The following is a 20,778-nucleotide window of genomic DNA, read 5'->3' as shown; positions in this document are numbered from 1 at the left end:
CGTGGCCGTCTTCGCCTTTGTCTTCCTTGCGCGGGACGGATTTATAGCGTGGCCGATCGGGACTGCAAAAGCCTTGCTCGCGCGTGATTTTCCTTTGAATGCAGCGTCGGCCAGAAAAAGAGGCGGTTCGCCGAAAAAGTAAACTAAATATTCTCAGGCTGAACATCAGGACAATCTGGCGAATCGTTCAACTTGACTTCGGCAGGGTTGCAGGCTAAAAACTGTTAGTTTATAATATTAATGACTTATGGACAGTCGGCAACATGCTTCGAAGGATAATTCTGGGCCTCGGCGCCAACGCGTTTAGTCAGGTTATCACGATCGTAATACAGATTTTTTCGCTGCCTTTATTCCTTCTATACTGGGACGCTGCGACCTATGGCTCCTGGTTGGTTCTATCCGCCTTGCCGGCCTATGTGGGGATGGCGGACGTCGGAATGGTTGGCGCCGCCGGCAACAAGATGACGATGGCCGTCGGCCGCTCGGATGTGGCGGAGGCCAATCGCATCTATCAGACTGCGCAGCTTTTCATGACAGTCATGTGCTGCTCGCTGGCGGCGATCATAATCCCGGCGGCTCTATTCCTGCCGCTGCCAGACAGCATGACGACCGACAAGAGGATCGCTTTGGCGGCGTTGATGTGCGCTGTCCTATTCGCTTTGTACGGCGGATTGCAGGAGGCGGTGTTCAAGGCGACAGGCCGCTACGCCGCCGGCACAATGCTGGGTCAGACGGTCCGCCTTGCCGAGTGGGGCGGCTACATGGCCGGCCTGATGCTTTTTCGCACCCTCGCCGGAGTGGCGATTTGCGGTCTCGTCGCGCGAGCCGCCGGAACCGCGGCGGGAGTCTATTTATCGCAGCAGGGCGACCACAAATTCCGCCTGGGATTCCAGCACGCAAGCAAGGCTGAACTTTTGAGCATGATTCGGCCGGCGGTATCCCTCATGGCATTTCCTTTGGCGTCAGGCCTGAGTTTTCAGGGCGTTACACTGCTCGTCGCCGCCCTCGCCGGCACAACGGCCGTGGCCGTGTTCAACACGTACCGCACCATCGCCCGGCTCGCTGTCCAGGTGACCGGGATGTTCAGTCACGCCGTCCAGCCGGAGTTTTCCCGATTGTTCGGAGAGGCGGGAATGAAGGGGGTGCGCTCGCTTTATCGCCATTCCACCCGGCTGGGCGCCGTCCAGTCGATTGTATTGAGCCTCGTGCTCTATTTCATGTCGCCTTTTCTCTTGCGGATCTGGACGCATGGCCGCATCGAGTTCATCCCGAGCATGATGATGTGGCTGCTGGTTTACGCCGCGGTCGGCGGCGTCTGGCACGTGCCGCGAATCTTGCTGCTCGCCACGAATCAGCATATCGGACTGGCCGGCTGGTTTCTTCTATCGGGAATTCTCTCCGTCGCTCTTGGCTGGCTTTTCGGCATAATCTGGCAAGTCAACGGCATCTGCGCCGCCATGCTTGTCTCTGAAATGTTTATTGCGGCCATTTGCACCTACATCGCCCACCGCCTGTTCGCCGAGGCCAACTCATAAACAGGAGCCCCCCTTGAAAATCGCGCTCTCCGCGAACGGCAAGTTCCACACCTTCGACCTCGCGCGGGAGCTCTATGCGCGGGAGGCGCTGGCCGGGATCTATTCAAGCTATCCCCGCTTCAAGCTTCGTCATGAAGCTCTGCCACAAGAGTTGATCCACACTTTTCCATTTTTCCACGCCCCGTATATGGCGGCTCGTTGGCGCGACCGTCTGCCGCGATCGTGGCTGTGGCAATGGGAGCATCTCGACGCGACCGCCTTCGCCGCCTTTGTCGCGCGCAATCTCCCGCCTTGCGACGTCTATATGGGGTTGTCCGGTTCTTCCCTAGCGGCCGGCAAACGCGCCCATTCTCAAGGATCTTTCTATGTGTGCGACCGCGGCTCTTCGCATATTCGCGTGCAGCGCCAGCTTCAAAAAGAGGAGCAGGAGCTATGGGGTCTGTCCGGCGAAACGGTCGATCCGCGCACGGTTGACGCCGAAGAGGCCGAATATGCGGAAGCCGACCGCATAACGATTCCGTCGAGCTTCGTCTATCGAAGCTTCGTCAGTCAGGGGATTGCTCCTGAGAAACTGCGTAAGCTGCCCTACGGCGTGAATTTGTTGCGATTTGAACCCGTCGGACAGCCCGAGGAAGGCCGTTTCGATGTTCTGTTCGTAGGAGCTATGAGTCTCCGCAAGGGGGTCCCTTATCTAGTACAAGCTTTTCAGAAGCTCGATCACCCGGCCAAGAGCCTGACCTTTGTCGGCATCGAGAACCTGGAGGTGATAGAGATGCTGCGCCGCCGTGATCTTTGGCCCGAGACCGCCCGTGTTGTCGGCCCGGTGCCACAAAGTGAGCTGAAGACCTTAATGAGCCGTAGCCACGTCATGGCGCTACCCAGCATCGAGGAGGGATTGGCGCTCGTTCTCGCGCAGGCCATGGCATGCGGCTGCCCGGTGATCGCATCGACGAATACGGGGGCCGAGGATATCGTCACCGATGGCGAAGAGGGATTCATCATTCCCATTCGAGATGTCGACGCGCTGACCGAGCGGTTGCAATACATGGCTGACCACCCGGACGAGCGACAGGCGATGGGCACGAAAGCACTCGCAAAAGTGCAAGGCTTCGGCGGCTGGCGCGCTTATGGCGATATGGCGATGGCTGTCTTCAAGGAACTCGTCGCCGCCAAATAGCTCCGCGCGCCGCAAGCCTGTACCCGCATCCTCTTGTCCTTATGCGAAGAACGCTGGAACTCTTCGCCTCCCGTCGAGTTTCAGCTGTGTTCCTTATCGTGGCGGGGGATGCGCTTGGACAACGTCAAGGCTAACAGCGAGCTCTCAGAGTGTGAAAGCGCAGCCGGGCCGAGCGCCGCCGCGCGGGACAAAACGCTGCTTGCCCGATTGGCGCGGCCGGACATCCGCCTGGCCGGACCGGTGAACGACGCGATGCACGAAAAATTTCAGGGGCAGGTCGCGGCGCTGTCGGGCGCCGGGCCTTTCGTGATCGCCTTGACGACGCTCGGCGGGGATCCCGAAGTCGCCCGCGCCATGGCCGCCGATCTTCGCCTTTTGCGCGCGGCGGAAGGCTGCCGTTTCATCTTTTTCGGCAAGTCCGCGGTCTATTCGGCGGGGGTCACCTTCATGGCGGGGTTTCCGGTCGCCGATCGCTGGCTCGAGCGCGATGCGCGGCTGATGATCCATGAACGCAAGCTCGACAAGATGGTCCATTTCGAGGGGCCGCTCCAAGGCTGTCTTTCGATCGCCAAGGCGCTGGCGCACGAGATCCAGAACGGCATCACGATCGAGCGCGAAGGGTTTGCCGCGCTGATCGAAGAGTCGCCCCTCACTCTCGACGAAGTGATCGCCAAGGCGCCGCAGAATTGGTATCTCGACGCGCAGGAGGCGCTCGCTCTCAAGTTGATCGGAGACGTCATCTGAGCGCATTTTTGCCGAGCTTGCGATTGCGCGGCCCGCGGCGGCGTTCAGGTCGCGACATGGGTCCGGATGGGGCGAGGCGCAAACCTCTCAAGGAGTTCCGCTATGTCCCGTCATGTCCGCTTCGATAAAATCGGCCCGCCGGATGTTCTTCATCTCGTCGACCTTGACGTTCCTGCCCCGGCTGCGGGCGAGGTGCGCATTCGCGTCAAGGCGATAGGCGTCAATCGCGCGGAAGCGATGTTCCGGTCCGGGCAATATCTCGAAGAGCCGAAGCTGCCGGCGGGCCTTGGCTATGAGGCCGCGGGCGAGATCGAATCGATCGGCGAGGGCGTCACGGGATTTGCGATCGGCGACGCGGTGAGCGTTATCCCCGCTTTTTCGTTGAACCAATACGGCCTTTATGGCGAGCTTGTCCTCGCTCCGGCCTTCGCCGTGATCAAACATCCGCCAAATCTCTCCTTCGTGGAAGCCGCCGCCGCCTGGATGATGTATGTCACCGCCTATGGCGCGCTGATCGACATCGCCAGGCTTTCCGCCGCAGACGCTGTTCTCATTCCCGCCGCCTCGAGCAGCGTCGGGATAGCTGCGATCCAGATCGCCAATATGGTCGGAGCGACTCCCATCGCCCTGACCCGCACGAGCGCCAAGCGCGCGCGGCTGCAGGAATTGGGCGCCGCGCATGTCATCGCCACCGAAGAGCAGGATCTTGTCGCGGAAGTCGGACGCATCACCAATGGACAGGGCGCCCGCGTGACCTTCGATCCAGTCGGCGGGCCGACGCTTGCAAAGCTCGCCGCGGCCTCGGCGCGCCACGGGATCATTTTCCAATATGGCGCATTGAGCCCGGAGCCGACCCCGCTGCCCCTCTTCGATTTGCTGCGCAATCTGCTGACCATTCGCGGTTATGTGCTGATGGAGATCACAGGAGATCCGGCGCGATTGCAGCGCGCCAAAAGCTTCGTGGTCGACGGCCTCGCCAAAGGAGCCTTGAGGCCCGTCATCGCGAAAACTTTTCCGCTTGATCAGATCGTCGAGGCGCATCGCTTCCTCGAATCAAACCAGCAAATCGGCAAAATCGTCGTGACCGTCTGAACGCCGCCTTTTCGCGAAAATCACGACTCCTGTTCGCTCGGCATGCGAAGGCGCGGGCGGCGAGTGGCTGAGCGCCGCGCCGCGTCAAGGGCGAGCGAAACGCAGAAGATCGCAAAACCGGCGAGGGCGAAGCCGACGCCGACCAGGCTCGTTGAGCGCCATCCATAGCCGGCGGAGATGGCAAGGCCGCCGACATAGGCGCCGAGCGCATTGGCGATATTGAAGGCTGAATGATTGAGCGCGGCGGCGAGCGTCTGGGCGTCGCCGGCGACATCCATGAGGCGCGTCTGAACGCCCGGCACGAGCACGAAGGCGGTTCCGATCAGAAAAACATTGATGACGGCGAGAACCGCGTGGCCGGAGGTGAAATAAAATAGCCCCATCATGGCGCCGTTCCAGATGAGGCCGCCGCCGATGGTCGGCATCAGGGCGCGGTCGGCGAGCCAGCCGCCAACGATGTTTCCCGCGATCATGCCGGCGCCGAAGGCGCAGAGCGCGAAGGGCACGAGGTGGAGCGGAACGCCTGCAACCTCGGTCAGAGTCGGCGTGATATAGCTGAAGATGGCGAAGAGGCCGCCAGATCCGATCGCGCCAACGCCAAGGGCGAGCCAGACCTGCGGCCGCCGGAAAGCGCCAAGCTCGCGCATGGGGCTCGCCTCGACGTCGGCGGGATCATGCGGGACGAACAGCGCGACCAGCGCGACGGTGAGGGCGCCAATGGCGCCGACAAGCGCGAAAGCTGTGCGCCAGCCGAGTCCCTGCCCGATCGAGGTCGCAAGCGGCGCGCCGATGAGCGTTGCGACGGTAAGGCCGAGCATGACGCGGCCGACCGCCTGCGCGCGCTTGCCGGGGCCCGCCATCTCGGCGGCGACAAGAGCCGCGACGCCGAAATAGGCCCCATGCGGCAGGCCTGTCATGAAGCGCAGCGCCATCAGCGACGCATAGCCGGGCGCGGAGGCGCTGGCGAAATTGCCGAGCGCAAACACCGCCATCAGCGCCAGCAGAAGCGTGCGGCGCGGCAGCCTTGCAAAGAGAACGGTGATGATCGGCGCGCCGACGACGACGCCAAGGGCGTAGGCGCTGATGACATGGCCCGCCGTCGGGGTCGAGACGCCGACACCCCCGGCGACATTCGGCAGCAGGCCCATGATGGCGAATTCGCCGGCGCCGATGCCGAAGCCGCCGACCGCGAGTGAAAATTCGACCAAAGCGGTTCGCGATGGAGCGGCGGGCGTCCGCCCGCGAAAATGTGCTGACATGCTTGGGGGCCTTTGAGCGTCTATTTTTAGCGGGGGGTCGCGGCTTGCCCGGGGCAAGCCCGCGATCGGCAGCCTGATTGGCGACCCGGCGAATCTACACGCCACAACGCCCGTGGCGACCCGTTTTTCCCTGTGTCACAGTGATTTTATTGCAATGCAAAAGAAAGGCCGGATTGGCTTGGCCGGCGAACGACCAATCGCCGCGCCTTTAAGGATCAATTCGGGTCCGGCAGACCTTCTCGTAGCCTTTGGCCGAATTCGACCTCGCTCAGCCCCATCGTGATGCGATCCGTCACAGCCGCGCGGGCGATCACCTCCGGGAGGGGAATCGAGGTGTCGATGAGGCCGTGCTGATAGGCGTAGGAGGGCAAAAATCCGTTAAGCAGAACCCGCCAGTCGAGTGGAAATGTCGGCGACAGCGTGCGCAGCATCAGGAAAATGCTCGTCGTGCAATTCGCCGTCAGCGTATTGTAGAATTGCGGGTGGGCCGCGAGCTGGTTCGCGTCGCGGACATATTGCAGCAGCAGCGCGCGCCCCGCCTGCGGCGAGGTTTTGATCCGAAAAAGCCGGACATCCTCATCCTCGGCTTTGCGCAGAAACAGGAAATCGCGTTCGTCGGCGGCGAGAAAGACGAGCTCATATCTTTTGAAGAATCCTGCGATCGCGGAAAAAGCCTCGCCGCGCTCCTTGCGGATCTCGATCGAGAACATGAGATGGCGTCCGTCCTCGAAGCCGAAGCTCACCATCGAATGGGCGATCAGCGGCCCCATGAAATAAACGAGATAGAAATCGACCGAGCTGAGTTTCGCAAGGTCATAGCGCCGTTCTTCCCAATGCTCGGAAAAATCCGTCGGCGAGGCCCAGGTGAAATTACGCACGTTTTCAAGGGTCAATTCATCGCCGCGCACGATTCCCGTGACGCCATGCGCGACATCGGGAGCGAAGTCGCGGTCGTTGCTTGGCAGAATGGTCGCCCACCAGCCGAGCAGACCGGCGAAGGCGAGGGCATAGGCGATCCAGGCGCCCCGGAGAGGACGCCAGAACACTCCGGCGAGGGTCAGCGCGGCAAGACCGTCGAACAGGGCGATGACGGCGAGCTTCAACCCGCCCGGGAGCGGCAATTGAAACCAGAGCGCAAAGCTCGCCCAGACCGCCGAGCCAAGGAGGAGCACGCAAATCAGGAAAACGCCGCCGCGTCGCGAAAAGCGCCGGAACCGGGAAGCAGTCATGCGGGCGACCCCAATCTGACCTTGGGCCGCACGGTTTGGGGCCGCAACGTCTGGCGCAAAAGGCGCCGCGTCGCGGGCTCTCGCGGCGAAGCTTATGGATCAGGCTCGATAGCAGGTCTCCAGCGGCTGGGGAAGCGCGCCGGAAGCCGGATCGCCAGACGCACAATGAGGCGCTAAAATCGAGGCATCGGCATTTATTCACGTTTATCGGTTAATGTCCGAGGGCAGACACAGAACAGGGCCAGCCATTGACAGATCATCCCGCCCCACACCATGTCGTCGTCGTCGGAGCCGGCTTTGGCGGACTTCAGGTGGTCCATAACCTCGCCGGCGCGCCGGTGACCATCACGATCCTCGATCGGCGCAACCACCACCTGTTTCAGCCGCTGCTCTATCAGGTCGCGACGACCTCGCTCGCGACATCGGAGATTGCGTGGCCGGTCCGTCATCTGGTCTATAAGCGCAAAGAGGTCGAGACCCTGCTCGGCGCGGTCGCGGGCGTCGACGCCGGGCGCCGCAAGGTCCTGCTCGAGGACGGCGCCGAGATCGCTTACGACACGCTGGTTCTCGCCACCGGCGCGCGGCACGCCTATTTCGGCCATGACGAATGGGAGCCCTTCGCGCCCGGCCTTAAAACCCTTGAGGACGCGACGACCATCCGCCGGCGCATTCTGCTCGCCTTCGAGCGCGCCGAGCGCGAGACCGATCCGACTAAAAAGGCGGCGCTGCTCACCTTCGTCATCATCGGGGCGGGTCCGACCGGCGTCGAACTCGCCGGCACCATCGCCGAGCTGGCGCATGAGAACCTGCGCGAGGACTTCCGCCATATTGATACGCGGACCGCGCGCGTCGTGCTGATCGAGGCGGGGCCGCGCATCCTTCCCGGCTTCAAGGAAGAACTTTCGGCCTATGCCCAAAAGGCGCTCGACCGGCTTGGCGTCGAGGTCAAGCTTGGCAACCCTGTCTCGAATTGCAGCGCGGAGGGCGTCGTCTTCGGCGGCGAGAAGCTGGCGGCGAAGACGATCCTTTGGGCCGCCGGCGTGCAGGCCTCGCGCGCCGCCGAATGGCTTGGGGCGCCGGCCGACCGGGTCGGGCGCGTCATCGTCGAGCCCGATCTCACCGTTCCCGGCCATCCGAACATTTTTGCGATCGGCGATACGATCGCGATCAACGGCCCCGACGGCAATCCTGTGCCGGGAATAGCGCCGGCGGCCAAGCAGGAAGGCGCCTATGTGGCCGAGGTCATCAAGGCGCGGCTGCAAGGCAAGCCGGCGCTGGGTCCGTTCCAGTACAAGCACGCGGGCAGTCTGGCGACGATCGGCAAGCGCGCGGCGATCGCCGATTTCGGCTGGATCAAGGTGCGCGGATCGCTCGCCTGGTGGCTGTGGGGCATCGTCCACATCTACTTTCTCATCGGCCTGCGCAATCGGCTCGGCGTCGCCTTGAGCTGGCTATGGATCTACTCCCTCGGCCAGCGAAGCGCCCGGCTCATCACGCAAGGCAAGCAATGGGCGGGGGAGGATAAGGCTTAGCGCCAAGCGGGCGGTTAGGGAGAACTGGGTCGATTTGAACTTCTGCACGGGGTGGGAAGCGGACAGTCCGCTTGCGAGCCGGGATGGGGGGAAAAGGACATTCGGTTCACGGCCGGGTCGGGTCGGGAACGGAAGGGCAGCTTGGTGACGGCGAAGTGCGATAGCGGAATATGGCGTGTGCCCAAGGGCGCCTACCTAAACGTTGCGAAGGCATTCGCCACCGGGAATCTTCTCCCTTTGGCGTTCCATCTGGGCTTCCCAATCTGAATCCCGCAGCAACCGGGATGCCCAAGCCATCCCGCGCTTGCTTTTTGGAGATTACAACATTATTGTTGTATCATGATTCCTGCCCTCGTCCCATTGCGCGGCTCTCCGTGGACCGTTCTGCCCCCTGGGGCGTACGCAGCGAATTTAGAAGATGTGGCGGTTACTTTCGCAACGAATGCCTGGCGGCGTGAGCTTTTCGACGGCCTCGTTCTCGCCTCTGGCAAGCTGCGATTGGCTGGATGTCCGACGATCTATCTCGACGGCAGCTATGTGACCGGCAAGCCAAAGCCCGGCGACTTCGATGCCTGCTGGGACGCTACCGGGGTCGATCCCGCCAAGCTTGATCCCGTGTTCCTGGAATTTGCGAACGGTCGGGCAGCGCAGAAGGCGGCATTCAAGGGCGAGTTCTTTCCGTCCTCGATGACGTGCGTGGATGTCGGGCAGGCATTCGTCGATTTTTTCCAACTGGATCGTTTTACAGGAAAACAGAAAGGGATCGTCTCCATTTCGCTTTCGGCCGATCCACTTCTCTCTGCGAAGGTGCAGCCATGATTTACAGCGACAGACAGTATGGCGTATCGAACACGCAACTAGCGAAGTTGCAAGATGCGCTTGTTGCTGCGAAGGCGCGCGCATCGGATAAGGCATGGCTCAAGCAGGCAGAGATCGATGGGCTCAAGAGCCAGATCGCCGATATCGAGGCCGAGCTTGCCGAATACGATCTGCTGAAATCTGGCCAGGTCTCATTCTCGAAAACCTATGCGCTAGAAGAATTGCCGCGCGTGCTGGTGCAGGCGCGAATCGCCTCTGGCATAAGCCAGACGGGCCTCGCTGAAAAACTTGGCATGAAGCCGCAACAGGTGCAACGCTACGAGGCGACCGACTACGTGGGCGCAAGCCTTGGTCGGCTGGTCGAGATTTCGAAGGCGCTCGGTGTGAAGGCGTCAGGAAGTTTTGAGGGACCGAAGCAGGCCGGCGGATCGGTGTTCGCGTGGGGTGATGCCGACGACATAGTCTGGGGTCAACTCCCCTACAAGGAGATGATCAAACGCAAGTGGTTTGGTCTGCCGCACGGCGCAAACCCGATCGAGCGCGTGAAGGAATATTTCATGCACGCGGCCGGACCGCAATTTGCGACGGCGTATCATCGCAAGAAGATGCGCAGCGGGAACGTGCCGAACGAATACGCCCTGCTCGCGTGGCAGGCGCGCATCCTGGAGCGGGCGCGCAGCAAAATCGAAGCGGGAGAGATCGGCACCTTCGAACTGGATGACCGGTGGCTGCCGGAGCTAGTGCGTCTTACGAAACGGAAAGACGGGCCGAAGCGTGCCCGCGATCTGTTGGCGGAGAAAGGCATCGTTCTCATCGTCGAGCGTCACCTTCCGGGGTCGTATCTCGACGGCGCGGCCATGCTCTCCGATGGTGAGGCACCGGTTGTAGGCCTTACGCTACGCTATGACCGTCTGGATAATTTCTGGTTTGTGCTGATGCACGAGCTCGGTCACATCTTCCTGCATCTCTTCGACGGTTTGCGCTTCGACTTCTTCGACGAGGAAGGCGGCAATGACGGTGATGCGATCGAGGCGGAGGCTGACAAATTCGCGCTCGACGCGCTGATACCGGAAGCATTGTGGGATCAGTGCCTGTCCCGCTTCGCCCTGTCGGAAGAGGCAGTGAAGATCGACGCAGAAACGATCGGCATCGATCCAAGCATCATTGCCGGCCGCATCCGCAAAGAGCGCGGCAACTACACCATCCTGAACGATCTGGTTGGTCGGGATCAGTTGCGCTCGCAGCTAGAGGAGGCGAGCGATGATCTTGACTAAGGATATGTATGTTCCGGCGCTGCGGTGGCGTCAGGGCGAATACCAGGCGCTTGCCCGCCTTGCCGCCGCCGCCAAGGACCGTACCGTCCCCTATATCACCATTCCTGAAGTCGAATTCGATTTCGAGTTGTGGCAGCCGAAGAAGACGGTACAGGAGCACGTCCATCCGTTTGCCGCCCGCTTCAATGCCAAGTGGGGGCAGCGGCCGGCGTGGGTCGGCGTGCATCCAAGTATTTCCGGCGAGCCCATGGGGGACGGCCGCGACATCTTCACATACGTGTTCGAAGCGCTGCGTGCATTCCAGGCGAATGCGATACCGGCGGTTCCGCTCGATGCCTCTCCACCCATGGTCGCGTCCGTGGGGGCGATCGTTGCGACCAATGGTCTTGGAGCCGCAATCGCGGTTCGGCTGGAGGATCTGATGAAGCCAGATGCGCGCATGCGCATCGAGGCTGGGGCCGCCTCGCTCCGTCTGTCGCTCGACGAGGTCGATCTGGTCATCGATCTCGGTGCACCGAATTTCGAGCCCTATGATGCTTTCGCAGGCGCGCTGATTGCGGCTATGCGCAGACTGGGCGACCTGCATGCCTTCCGGAATTTGGTCGTCATCGGCACGGCGATTCCCGAGACGTTCAAGGATGTCGCCAAGGGCGCAGACCAGCTTCCACGCCACGACTGGCTCTTCTACCAAGTGTTACTCAGCAAGATTCCGGCCGGCATGCGGCAGCCGAATTTCGGAGATTACACGATTGTCCATCCGGAATTTAAGGCCCTGGACATGCGCATGATCAAGGCAGCGGGCAAGCTCGTCTACACGACGCCGGCAGCTTGGGAAGTGCGAAAAGGTGGTGCATTCAACGACAATCGCGCGCAGATGCATGGCCACTGCGCGTCAATCGTAGCGTCGGGAAAGTTCAACGGTGCTGGCTATTCAAGTGGCGACGATTACATCGCAAAGTGCGCGGTCCACAAGGAAGGACCGAGCAATCAGACGCGATGGAAGGAGGTGGCGATCAATCACCACATCACGCATGTGCTGGGCGATCTCGCCACGCGTGGCGCCGCACCATGAAGGCGCGGATGGAGGCGGTGATCTCGCGGAGAGTCATGGCCTCACAAAGCATCTCGTAAAGCTGCTTCCTCGGCCGCCGGAGGTCCTTCGCCGCATATCCGGCTTGGCCCAGGAGTTGGATGACTTCATCGCGCCAGAGCAGGTGCGCCATCATGACCGGATCGATTTCGGGATTGGCGGCGGCGTTTCGCAACACTTGGAAGTTGATTCCGCCTCTTGGCCCCTGCTCAGCCGCGATCACGCCGCACCATTCGGGAGCGTGACTCATGATGGCTGCGACATGCTTCGGCGCGGCGACGAGTGTGAGCTTTTGTAGCGTCTGGCGGTAGATATCGATCTGGGTCGCGAACCGGTCGAGGTTGTCCTTGGCGCTCTTGATTTCATAGCCATGGATGCAGCCGTTGATGACGGCTACGTCAATGCGGCTCCGGGCGTGCGCGAGTCCAAGTTCGTCGATCACGAGCGTATCGGGATGAGATTTGGCGCGTCGTAATCGTTTGGCGTGTAGTGCAAAGCGAATGTCCGCGTCTGTCGTTCCCACCTTTGTCATGGCCGGCATCGTTATCCCCCAATTCACTTTCTGCCAGAGGTTTTGCTCCAAGCCAAGGTGATATCCTGCCTCGCCCGACATTTCTCGAGCTTGTCTCCGGCGATGTCCCCTTCTGGTCGTCGGACAGCGGGCTGGAACGACTAATTTGGGCGCATTCCTTCCGTTCACGAGATCCGCTTGAAAGACCGCAAAGGGTTGACCGCCGCCCGAACGAACGGCGGACGCCGTCACTGAGGCGAACGAGGCCGCACGCGCAGAGTGGCAGACTTCGGGACAGGCAAGCGTCGCATGGATAGCGTGTCGCGCCGCCAGCCGAAGGTGATAGGATGCCTTCAAGGCTCGGGAGCGGAGGTATATTGGTCTTATGGCTGTCAGCTCGCCCGATCTGAAAGCATTTTTGGTCTCCACGCCTTTCTTCGGCGGCCTCTCGGACGCAAGTCTCGATCTCCTGATCTCAATGCTGGTCGAGCGCCAGTTCGACGTCGGCGCCACTGTCGTGTCGGAAGGAGAGCCGGGGCGCTCAATGTATATTGTTCACGCCGGCGAACTCACGGTGACCAAGCTCGGGAAGTCTGGGCGCGTGATCCGCATGGGGAGTTTCGGGCCGGGGGATTTTTTCGGCGAAATGACGCTCATCGAAATGGAGAACCGATCAGCCACTGTCGTCGCTGAAAGTCCAACCGTGCTGTACGAGCTCACGGCCCGGAGCCTCTACGCGTATTACAAGGCCGACATACACGCTTACCTGATGGTGATGCTGAATATCAACCGTGAGCTCTGTCGGCGGCTCCGCCGCGCTGACAATCGCATTGCCGAGTTGACAGATGCTTCACGTGAGTGAATGGCGCGGATCGCGTGGTTTGAGAAGCGTCCAAGCGAATTCCCGCATTAACTCAATCCCGACGCTTTGATCTCATAATTGCCTGCAAGTGGCGGCCAGGCGCTATGGGCTGTCTTTACCGGACGGTTTCGCAAGCAAAACCGCATGGGTAGCCTTGTGCTCGAGAGCGCGCTAACTTGCGCTTCGCATTTGTGATTTAGGAGCGGGGTCCGCGGGCGGCAAGCCTGTTTGTGGCGGCGGGGGTTTGATGGGTTGCGTAAGGCGGCGGACCGAAAGGCGTTCCATTTTCGGCCTGATCTTGATGGGCGTCGTCGGCGTCGGCGCGTTCATTGAGGCCGACGCCGCCGTCGCCTTTGACTTCTTCGGACTTTTTGGCTCGGACGAGCCGCCGAACCCCTCGCCGACGACCCTGCCCTACAAAGTCGATTTCGTCATTCAGGGCGACGACAGCGTCAGGGACGCCCTGCTCGATAGTTCGAATGTTTACAAGCTGAGGCAGGACCCGCCGCCAGATGGCGAAGCTCTGGCGCAGCGGCTGAAGGCCGATTTCCCGCTGCTCGTCGACGCTCTTTGGGGCGCGGGCTATTATAATGCGCGGATTTTCGCCACCGTGGGCGCGACCCGGCTCGAGCTTGGCAAGAGCGACGGGGAGGCCTTCGCCCGTGCGGCGAACGTCTATCTGAACCGCGCCGTGGTCCCCGTGACGATCACGGTCGAGACAGGGCCGCTTTTTCACCTGCGCGACATCGCCGTGGTCAATTCTACGACGCAGGCGCCCTTTCCGCCCGAGGTTCTGCCGCCTTACGTTCTGAGGCTGAACCAGGGCGATCCCGCCAAAGCCTCGGATCTGCGCGACGCCAATGCGCGGCTCATCGACTATTTTCGGGCGCAGTCGCATCCGCTGGTCAAGGCGCCGCTGCCGCATCCGATCGTCAATCACGCGACTTTGACGATGGATGTGACCTATGCGGTCGATCCCGGCCCGACAGCCGGCTTCGGCGAGGTTTCGGTCAATGGGCCGAACGGCTTCGATCCTTCAATCGTCCGCTCGTTCATCTATCTCCAGCCGGGCCAGCCCTATACGCCGAAGGCGCTGGCGGACACCCGCAAATCGATCACCTCGCTTCCGGCCGTCGGCGCGGTGCGCATTCGTGAGGGCGACAGCCTCGACGCCAACGGCAATCTGCCGATCTTCATCGACGTCGGCGACCGCGCGAGGAATCTCATCGGCGCGACCGCCGGCTATTCGACGGTCGATGGTCCGACCGGCAGCGTCTATTACGAAAACCGCAACCTCTTCGGCGGCGCCGAAAGCCTGAGGCTGGAAGGCGATATATTCTACGCGCCGCCGATCTATGGCATTTTCACGCCGACCTTCAATACCTTTGGCGGCCCGCAGAATTTCAGCAATGCGGGCATCGGCGGCCGCGTCACGGCGAGCTTCGTGAAGCCGGCCCTCTATGGCTCGCGCGTTGATTTCCTGCTTGACGGCATCGGCGAGGAAAACCGCTCGGGCGGCGGCAGCTTCGGCGGCTACGCTGATCAGTTCGCGGGCGGGACGGCGGCGCTGCGCTACCGCATCAACGAGACGCTCTCCGTTCAGGCCGGGCTCAAATTCGAGAAGGGCGAGGCGACGGACGCCTTAGGGCGGGTCGATTATACGCTGCTCGGCGTTCCTTTGGCGCTGCGCTATGACGGAACCGACAAACTGCTCGACCCGAGCCGCGGTTTTCGCGTAACGGCTCTCGCGACCCCCTACCCTTCGGTTTTCGGCACGGCTGGTTTCACCAAGGCGAGCGTCGCCGCCTCGGCCTATTACGCGATCGACGAGGACGCCCATTACATTCTCGCCGGCCGGGCCGGCTTTGGCTCGATCTTCGGCGAGACGGGCGGGCTCGCCGCGATCCCGGCGAATTACCGCTTCTATGAGGGCGGCCTTCTGACCGTTCGCGGCTATCGCTACCAGACGATCGGCCCCGCAAACCCCTTCGGCTATACGATCGGCGGCCTCAGCGCCTTCAATGCGACGCTGGAGGCGCGCATCAAGGTGACGGAGACGATCGGCGTCGCGCCCTTTTTCGACGTCGGCGGCGCCTTTCGCGACTCCCTTCCCTTCTCGGGGCCCGGCGACACGCGCTTTTCCGCTGGCCTTGGCCTGCTCTACTATACGCCGATCGGGCCGATCCGGGTTGACGTCGCCCGCCCGCTCGATCCGAGGCCCGGCGACTATCCGGTCGTCTTTTATGTCAGCATTGGACAACCGTTCTGATGGCGAGCCCGCGCTTTTCCCTTCACCGGACATCGGCGCTCGCCGTGGCGCTCCTCGTGCTCTTGGGGCTTAGCGTCCTCGCCGCCGGAAGCTACGCGGCCGAGGAGGAAAAAGGGATTCTGGCCGATCTCATCTCGCGCGCGCTTTCGACTCCGGCGAGCCGCGTTTCGATCGGCGCCATCGATGGGGCGCTCTCCGCCGACGCCACGGTGCGCGATCTCAAGATCGCCGATCGGGATGGCGTCTGGCTCAGCGTCAATCGCGTCCGCATCGTCTGGCGCCGGCTCGCGTTGCTGCAGCGCCGGCTCGAAATCGACCAGCTCGACATTGATCAGATGGATATGCCGCGAAGGCCGGTCCCGGCGGAGGCGCCCGTGTCGGGCGAGGATCAGCCGCTCCTGCCGGAACTGCCTTTGCGTGTGGATATCAAGCAATTCACGCTGGCGCGCGCCGATTTTGGCCAGCCCGTGCTTGGCGTCGCCTCGAGCTTTTCGACGGGCGGGAACGCGAAGCTCGGACCGCCCTCTGAAGGGCTGCAGCTGTTTCTCGACGCGCAAAGGCTGGACCGGCCGGCGACGCTGAATGTGCGCCTCAACCTCGTGCCGCAGACGCAGCGCCTTGATCTGATGGTCAATCTTGACGAGCCGGCGGGCGGCATCATTTCCGAACTCGGCAATATTCCGGGCAGGCCCCCGGTCAAGCTCAAGATCAATGGCTCTGGCGTGCTCGACGCCTTCAACGCCAAGCTCGTTTTCGACGCCGGCGAAGGGATCGGCGCCAATGGTGACGCAACGGTCAATCGCGAGGGCGCCGGGCGCAGGCTCGGCTTCAATCTCGCGGCCGAGGCGTCCGGGATGCTGCCAGATGTCGCCGCCCCGGTCTTTGCCGGAACGACCAGGCTCACCGGCGCGGTTTTGTTCGCAGATGACGGCGCCGTCTCAATCCAGGGGATCAACCTCGCCGCGGCGGCGGCGCGGCTCGACATAGCGGGCGCCCTGTCCGCCGCGCAGATCGCCGATATCAGGGTTTCGGCGCAAAACACGCCGAATACAGAGGGCGGCGCCCTGGCGAAGGACGTCAGGATCAAGCGCTTCGCTTTCGACGCGCATATTGCCGGGCCGCTCGATGCGCCTGAGATCGCCTCGACGCTCGATGTCGAGGACGCCCGCCTCCCGAGCGTTTCGCTTGGCCGGCTCGAGGCCAATCTGACGATGACGCCGAACGGCTCGATCGCCAATACCTCGACGCTGCTGAACCTCTCCGCGGATGCGCGGGTAAAAGGGCTGGAGCTGGAAAATCCGGCGCTGGCGCAGGCGGTCGGCCGCGAGGCGCGCTTTACCGCGCGCGGCGTCAGCACGACCAGGGGCGTCATTGATTTTCAGACTTTTGAACTGAAGTCCGAGACGCTCTCGGCCGGCTTCAAGGGCCGCGCGGGCCGGGCTGAATTAAGGGGCCGTCTCGAGGTTTCGGCGCCCGACCTTGCGCGCTTCGGGGCGGTCGCGGGTCTTGCGCTGAAGGGCGAGGCGACGCTCAAAGCCGATCTCGAAGGCACGCCGCGCTCGAACCGCTTTACGGCGCAAATCGACGCTGCCGCCGATCGTTTCGCGACCGGGATCACGCCGGTCGACGGCCTCTACGGCGGCGCCCTCACGCTCGCCGGGGGCGTCAGACTCGACGCCGACGGCGGCTTCGGCTTCAGCGATCTGCGCTTGACGGGGCCGAACGCCAGCGCCCGCGTCGATGGCGCCGTGACGCCCAAATCGGCGGACCTCACGGCGCTGCTGAGGATTCCGGAGCTGTCGAAGGCCGACAAGCGCGCGACGGGACGGGCTGAGATCGCGGCGCATGTGACGGGCGCGCTCGCGCAGCCGGATGCGACGGCGACGATCAGCCTGCGTGACGCGAGCCTGCTCGGGCGCCCGGTTCCGCGATTGGACGTCGTCGCGGAGGCGACCAATCTCAGGGACGCGCCCGACGCCCATCTCAGGCTCGATGGCGAAATCGACCGCAAGCCGGCGCGCGGCGCGGTCCACATCGCGCGCCCGAAGGAGGGCGGTCTCGTTATCGACGGGGCGGATATCGCGATCGGCTCGGTCACGGCGCAGGGCGGCGTCGCGCTCGACCCGGCGCATTTCGCCGCCGGGCAATTCAGCCTTCATGCGAAAAATCTCGATGACCTTTCCGCCCTCGCCCTGGAAAAGCTGTCAGGCTCCCTCGACGCCGAGGTGAGCCTAGCCCACGCCGACACGCGTCAGGACGCCGCCATCAAGGCCAATGCGGAAAAAATCGGCGGTTTTGGCCTCGGCCTCGACAGGCTCGCAGCCGACCTCGCCCTCACGGACGTTTATCGCCACCCCATCGTGTCAGGCTCGCTCGCAGCGGACGAGGCGCGCTTTGGCGGACAGGCGATATCCCGCGTCAGGCTCAACGCCAAAGGCGGCGCGGACGCCAGCGACATCGCGCTGAGCGCGGCGGCGCGGGGCTTCAATCTGGATATGCGCGCGAAAGTCGTCGCGGCCGATCCGGTGCGGCTGGAGATCGCGAAATTCGAAGCCACGCGCGGGGGGGACAGGATCGCCCTCGCCCAACCCGCCGCCATCGTGATCAGGGACGGCGGCGCGGACTTCCGCAGTCTGACGCTCAGCCTCGACGGCGGCCGGGTCACGATCGACGGGCGCGCTGGCTCAAAACTTGATCTCAAGGCGCTTTTCCGCGCCATCCCCCTGTCGGCCGGCGATGTTTTTTCCCCCGGACTTGGCCTGTCCGGAACGCTTGAGGGGGAGGCGACGATTGGCGGCGCGCCCGCCGCGCCGACAGGCCCTTATCGCTTCAGAATTTCGCAGCTGGCCGCGCCACAAACGCGGAACGCCGGATTGCCTCCGATCGACGTCGACGCGAGCGGGCGGCTCGAGGGGACACGCACGACGCTCGAAGCGACGCTCAAGGTTGGCCAGTCGGGGGCGCTCCGCGTCTCCGGCAGCGCGCCGCTCGCGGCGTCGGGCCCGCTCGATCTCGGGCTGAAGGGCAATCTTGACGCCGGCGTCGCCAACCGGTCCTTATCCACGGCCGGGCGGCGCGTCACCGGGGCGATCGCGGTCGAGGGCCGACTTACCGGAACGGCGCAGCAGCCGAGCGCATCGGGGTCGGCGACGATGTCCAATGGCGCGTTCGAGGACGCGATCCTCGGCGTCCGGCTGACCGCCATTCATGCCCGCCTCGTCGCGCAGGGCGATCATGTGACGATCGAGAACGCCTCCGCCGTGACGCGCAACGGCGGCGCGATCACGGCGGGAGGCTCGATCCGGCTGGATCCCGCCGGCGGCTTTCCGGGCGACATTCACGTCAGGGGCCAGAACGCCCAGCTTGTGCGCAGCTCGCTGGCGACGGCGGAGCTGAACTTCGACATCAATCTCTCAGGCCCGCTGGTGCGGGACCCGCGCGTCGGCGGACGGATCGACATTTTATCGCTCGACATTCCGATCCCCGACCGGCTGCCGGGCTCGTTGCAGCCTCTGCCGGGAACGCGGCACATTGATCCGACGCCGACCGCCGCGGCGCGGCTCGCCATCGCCGCCAAAGCCAAACGAGGCAGGGGCGCCGCGGCGTTCAACGCAGCGCTCGATCTCACGATCGACGTGCCGGGCCGTATTCGCGTGCACGGACGCGGGCTTAACGCTCAGCTTGGCGGCAATTTACGCCTGACAGGCACATTGGCCCAGCCAGATCCCGTCGGCGCCTTTCATCTGATCAGCGGCGATCTCAGGCTCTTAACCTCGGACCTCGATTTTACGCGGGCCAATCTCACCTTTGCCGGGGATCTTTCGCCCGAACTCGACTTTCTGGCGACGACGCAGGCGGGCGGCGCTTCGGTCAGCGTCGCCATCACCGGAGATCCGTCGGACCCGCAATTCGTTTTCACCTCCAGCCCCGACATGCCGCAGGACGAGATTTTGTCGCGGCTGCTGTTTGGCGCGCCGTCTGGTCAGCTTTCGCCGACGCAGGCCCTGGCGCTCGCGCAGGCCGCGGCGATCTATTCGGGCGGCAATGACGCGCTTGAGGGCCTTCGCCGTTCGCTGGGGCTTGGGACGGCGAGTCAATCGAACAATCCTTTAAGTAAATTTCTCGGCGATCGCGTCAGCCTTGGCGTTCACACAGGCGCGACCGCTGCCGAGACCGGAGTCGGGATGAACATCACGATCTACAAGCAATTGAAGGCGAGAGGCGTGATCGATGCGACGGGCAATGTCTCGGTCGGCGTCGGCGCCGAACATGAGTGGTGACGCCTTTTCCCGATCTCGCGGGCGCGGGTCGGGCTGCTGAAACGTGGCGCAAACGCGCCGCCGCTTAATCCCTGGGCGCCATGGGCAAACCGTCCGCAACGCAGTTTAAGGAATATCAATTTCAGCCGTTATTTCTCTTGTTATGCTGAAGGGAGACTGGCCATAGTTGAGGAAATGACGACATCCCGAACTTGATGGGATCTGCGATATGGAGCCTCGCGTGACCAAGTCCGACAAATCAGGCTCGATTGAGGACGGCTTTGAAACGGGGTCGGGCGCACCGCGCACCGCCGAGCGAACGCTCGAAGAAGCGATCGGCGCACAGATCCGGCAGCATCGGAAGCGCCTCGACATTACGGGCGGCGAGCTGGCGACGGCCGCGGGTCTTTCGACTGGCATGCTCTCGAAGATAGAGAACGGCCAGATTTCGCCTTCCCTATCGACGCTGCAATCGTTGGCGCGCGCGCTCAACCAGCCGCTGTCGACATTTTTTACGCCCTATGAGGAACGTCATGACTGCTCCTTCGTGAAAGCGGGGCGCGGCGTCAACATCGAGCGGCGCGGCACGAAGGCCGGCCACCACTACCAGCTGCTTGGGCATTCGCTCGGCAAGGATATCGTCGTCGAGCCCTTTCTCATCCAATTGTCAGAGGAGGCGCGGCCCTATACCTCGTTTCAGCACGCCGGCGTCGAGCTCATCTATATGCTGACGGGCAAGGTGCTCTATCGCCATGCCGACCGCAGCTATCTGCTCGAACCCGGCGACACGCTGTTTTTCGATGCGGCCGCGCCGCATGGACCGGAGGAGCTGACCGAACTTCCGATGACCTATCTTTCAATCATCATCTATCCGAACGACTGACGGCGCGGGCTTCGCCCTGGCTTTGGCGCGCTTCGCTAAAATTATCTTTCCGAGCCTCATTTTCCGCTTGCTGTTTCCTATAGCGACGTATAGTTTCTTTAGAAGAAATTGTCGACGGGAGACATTTGAGCCATGTGCGGCATAGTGGGATTGTTCCTTAAGGACCCAGCGCTTGAGCCGGATCTTGGCCGGCATCTTGCGGTGATGCTTGAGACGATGACGGCTCGGGGTCCGGACAGCGCT

General features: G+C 62.8%; 15 protein-coding genes and 1 pseudogene. 13 read left to right on the top strand and 3 right to left on the bottom strand.

The genetic code is table 11. The features are described 5' to 3' along the window. The first annotated feature begins 263 nt into the window (after positions 1-263). The 4 genes from MPC4_RS20165 to MPC4_RS20150 all read left to right on the top strand — a co-directional run bounded on the left by MPC4_RS20165 (position 264) and on the right by MPC4_RS20150 (position 4,548). On the top strand, positions 264-1,535 hold the full coding sequence (locus tag MPC4_RS20165; protein ID WP_174514117.1) for a lipopolysaccharide biosynthesis protein: 1,272 nt from the start codon (positions 264-266) through the stop codon (positions 1,533-1,535). Between the two features lie 13 nt (positions 1,536-1,548). Then, positions 1,549-2,712, top strand: a complete 1,164-nt coding sequence (locus MPC4_RS20160; protein WP_174514116.1) for a glycosyltransferase family 4 protein — start codon at positions 1,549-1,551, stop codon at positions 2,710-2,712. A gap of 114 nt (positions 2,713-2,826) precedes the next feature. Next, positions 2,827-3,456 carry a peptidase S14 gene (locus MPC4_RS20155; protein WP_244629131.1) on the top strand — a complete coding sequence of 210 codons (630 nt, stop codon included), beginning with the start codon at positions 2,827-2,829 and terminating at the stop codon, positions 3,454-3,456. 102 nt (positions 3,457-3,558) lie between these two features. Next, entirely contained in the window at positions 3,559-4,548 is a 990-nt protein-coding gene (locus MPC4_RS20150; RefSeq protein WP_174514115.1) for a zinc-dependent alcohol dehydrogenase family protein, read from the top strand. A 20-nt stretch (positions 4,549-4,568) separates the two neighbouring features. On the opposite strand, the gene MPC4_RS20145 is transcribed toward MPC4_RS20150, so the two are convergent. Both MPC4_RS20145 and MPC4_RS20140 read right to left on the bottom strand, forming a co-directional pair. Next, positions 4,569-5,807, bottom strand: a complete 1,239-nt coding sequence (locus MPC4_RS20145) for an MFS transporter (protein ID WP_174514114.1) — start codon at positions 5,805-5,807, stop codon at positions 4,569-4,571. Positions 5,808-6,022: 215 nt separating this feature from the next. Continuing rightward, on the bottom strand, positions 6,023-7,036 hold the full coding sequence (locus MPC4_RS20140; protein WP_174514113.1) for an Lnb N-terminal periplasmic domain-containing protein: 1,014 nt from the start codon (positions 7,034-7,036) through the stop codon (positions 6,023-6,025). Between the two features lie 248 nt (positions 7,037-7,284). On the opposite strand from MPC4_RS20140, the gene MPC4_RS20135 reads away from it, so the two are divergent. The 4 genes from MPC4_RS20135 (at position 7,285) to MPC4_RS20120 (ending at position 11,733) form a co-directional block, all read left to right on the top strand. Continuing rightward, positions 7,285-8,568, top strand: a complete 1,284-nt coding sequence (locus MPC4_RS20135) for an NAD(P)/FAD-dependent oxidoreductase (RefSeq protein ID WP_174514112.1) — start codon at positions 7,285-7,287, stop codon at positions 8,566-8,568. A gap of 339 nt (positions 8,569-8,907) precedes the next feature. Next, complete coding sequence (locus MPC4_RS20130) at positions 8,908-9,387, top strand: DUF6932 family protein (RefSeq protein WP_174514111.1); 480 nt, start codon at positions 8,908-8,910, stop codon at positions 9,385-9,387. Next, positions 9,384-10,661 carry a helix-turn-helix domain-containing protein gene (locus tag MPC4_RS20125; RefSeq protein WP_174514110.1) on the top strand — a complete coding sequence of 426 codons (1,278 nt, stop codon included), beginning with the start codon at positions 9,384-9,386 and terminating at the stop codon, positions 10,659-10,661. Before MPC4_RS20130 ends, MPC4_RS20125 begins: the two co-directional genes overlap by 4 nt. Then, on the top strand, positions 10,648-11,733 hold the full coding sequence (locus MPC4_RS20120) for a beta family protein (RefSeq protein ID WP_174514109.1): 1,086 nt from the start codon (positions 10,648-10,650) through the stop codon (positions 11,731-11,733). The genes MPC4_RS20125 and MPC4_RS20120 overlap by 14 nt, the downstream gene beginning before the upstream one ends. On the opposite strand, the gene MPC4_RS20115 is transcribed toward MPC4_RS20120, so the two are convergent. Beyond that, a complete protein-coding gene (locus MPC4_RS20115; protein ID WP_244629130.1) occupies positions 11,687-12,514 on the bottom strand; it encodes a sce7726 family protein in 828 nt (275 codons plus the stop codon). The two genes, MPC4_RS20120 and MPC4_RS20115, sit on opposite strands and share 47 nt — an antisense overlap. 133 nt (positions 12,515-12,647) lie before the next feature. On the opposite strand from MPC4_RS20115, the gene MPC4_RS20110 reads away from it, so the two are divergent. From MPC4_RS20110 to MPC4_RS21035, 5 genes and pseudogenes are all read left to right on the top strand, one after another. After that, positions 12,648-13,124 (top strand): Crp/Fnr family transcriptional regulator, encoded by a 477-nt coding sequence (locus MPC4_RS20110; RefSeq protein WP_174514107.1) that lies wholly within the window; start codon positions 12,648-12,650, stop codon positions 13,122-13,124. 247 nt (positions 13,125-13,371) lie between these two features. Next, positions 13,372-15,393: an autotransporter assembly complex protein TamA gene (locus MPC4_RS20105; RefSeq protein ID WP_174514106.1), complete on the top strand. Its 2,022-nt coding sequence runs from the start codon at positions 13,372-13,374 to the stop codon at positions 15,391-15,393. Further along, on the top strand, positions 15,393-19,673 hold the full coding sequence (locus MPC4_RS20100) for a translocation/assembly module TamB domain-containing protein (protein WP_174514105.1): 4,281 nt from the start codon (positions 15,393-15,395) through the stop codon (positions 19,671-19,673). Before MPC4_RS20105 ends, MPC4_RS20100 begins: the two co-directional genes overlap by 1 nt. A 208-nt stretch (positions 19,674-19,881) precedes the next feature. After that, positions 19,882-20,535, top strand: coding sequence for a helix-turn-helix domain-containing protein (locus MPC4_RS20095; protein WP_174514104.1), 654 nt, complete (start codon positions 19,882-19,884; stop codon positions 20,533-20,535). A 132-nt stretch (positions 20,536-20,667) separates the two neighbouring features. Further along, positions 20,668-20,778: pseudogene (locus tag MPC4_RS21035) on the top strand (glutamine amidotransferase); the annotation flags it as partial.

Origin of the sequence: Methylocella tundrae, from assembly GCF_901905185.1 — a bacterium.
Lineage (GTDB): Bacteria > Pseudomonadota > Alphaproteobacteria > Rhizobiales > Beijerinckiaceae > Methylocapsa > Methylocapsa tundrae.
This window is presented reverse-complemented; position numbering and strand designations above follow the sequence as displayed.

Coding starts and splice junctions, on each gene's coding strand:
- MPC4_RS20095 (WP_174514104.1), top strand. CDS start 19,882: ATGGAGCCTCGCGTGACCAAGTCCGACAAATCAGGCTCGATTGAGGAC.
- MPC4_RS20100 (WP_174514105.1), top strand. CDS start 15,393: ATGGCGAGCCCGCGCTTTTCCCTTCACCGGACATCGGCGCTCGCCGTG.
- MPC4_RS20125 (WP_174514110.1), top strand. CDS start 9,384: ATGATTTACAGCGACAGACAGTATGGCGTATCGAACACGCAACTAGCG.
- MPC4_RS20165 (WP_174514117.1), top strand. CDS start 264: ATGCTTCGAAGGATAATTCTGGGCCTCGGCGCCAACGCGTTTAGTCAG.
- MPC4_RS20150 (WP_174514115.1), top strand. CDS start 3,559: ATGTCCCGTCATGTCCGCTTCGATAAAATCGGCCCGCCGGATGTTCTT.
- MPC4_RS20105 (WP_174514106.1), top strand. CDS start 13,372: ATGGGTTGCGTAAGGCGGCGGACCGAAAGGCGTTCCATTTTCGGCCTG.
- MPC4_RS20130 (WP_174514111.1), top strand. CDS start 8,908: ATGATTCCTGCCCTCGTCCCATTGCGCGGCTCTCCGTGGACCGTTCTG.
- MPC4_RS20145 (WP_174514114.1), bottom strand. CDS start 5,807: ATGTCAGCACATTTTCGCGGGCGGACGCCCGCCGCTCCATCGCGAACC.
- MPC4_RS20110 (WP_174514107.1), top strand. CDS start 12,648: ATGGCTGTCAGCTCGCCCGATCTGAAAGCATTTTTGGTCTCCACGCCT.
- MPC4_RS20140 (WP_174514113.1), bottom strand. CDS start 7,036: ATGACTGCTTCCCGGTTCCGGCGCTTTTCGCGACGCGGCGGCGTTTTC.
- MPC4_RS20120 (WP_174514109.1), top strand. CDS start 10,648: ATGATCTTGACTAAGGATATGTATGTTCCGGCGCTGCGGTGGCGTCAG.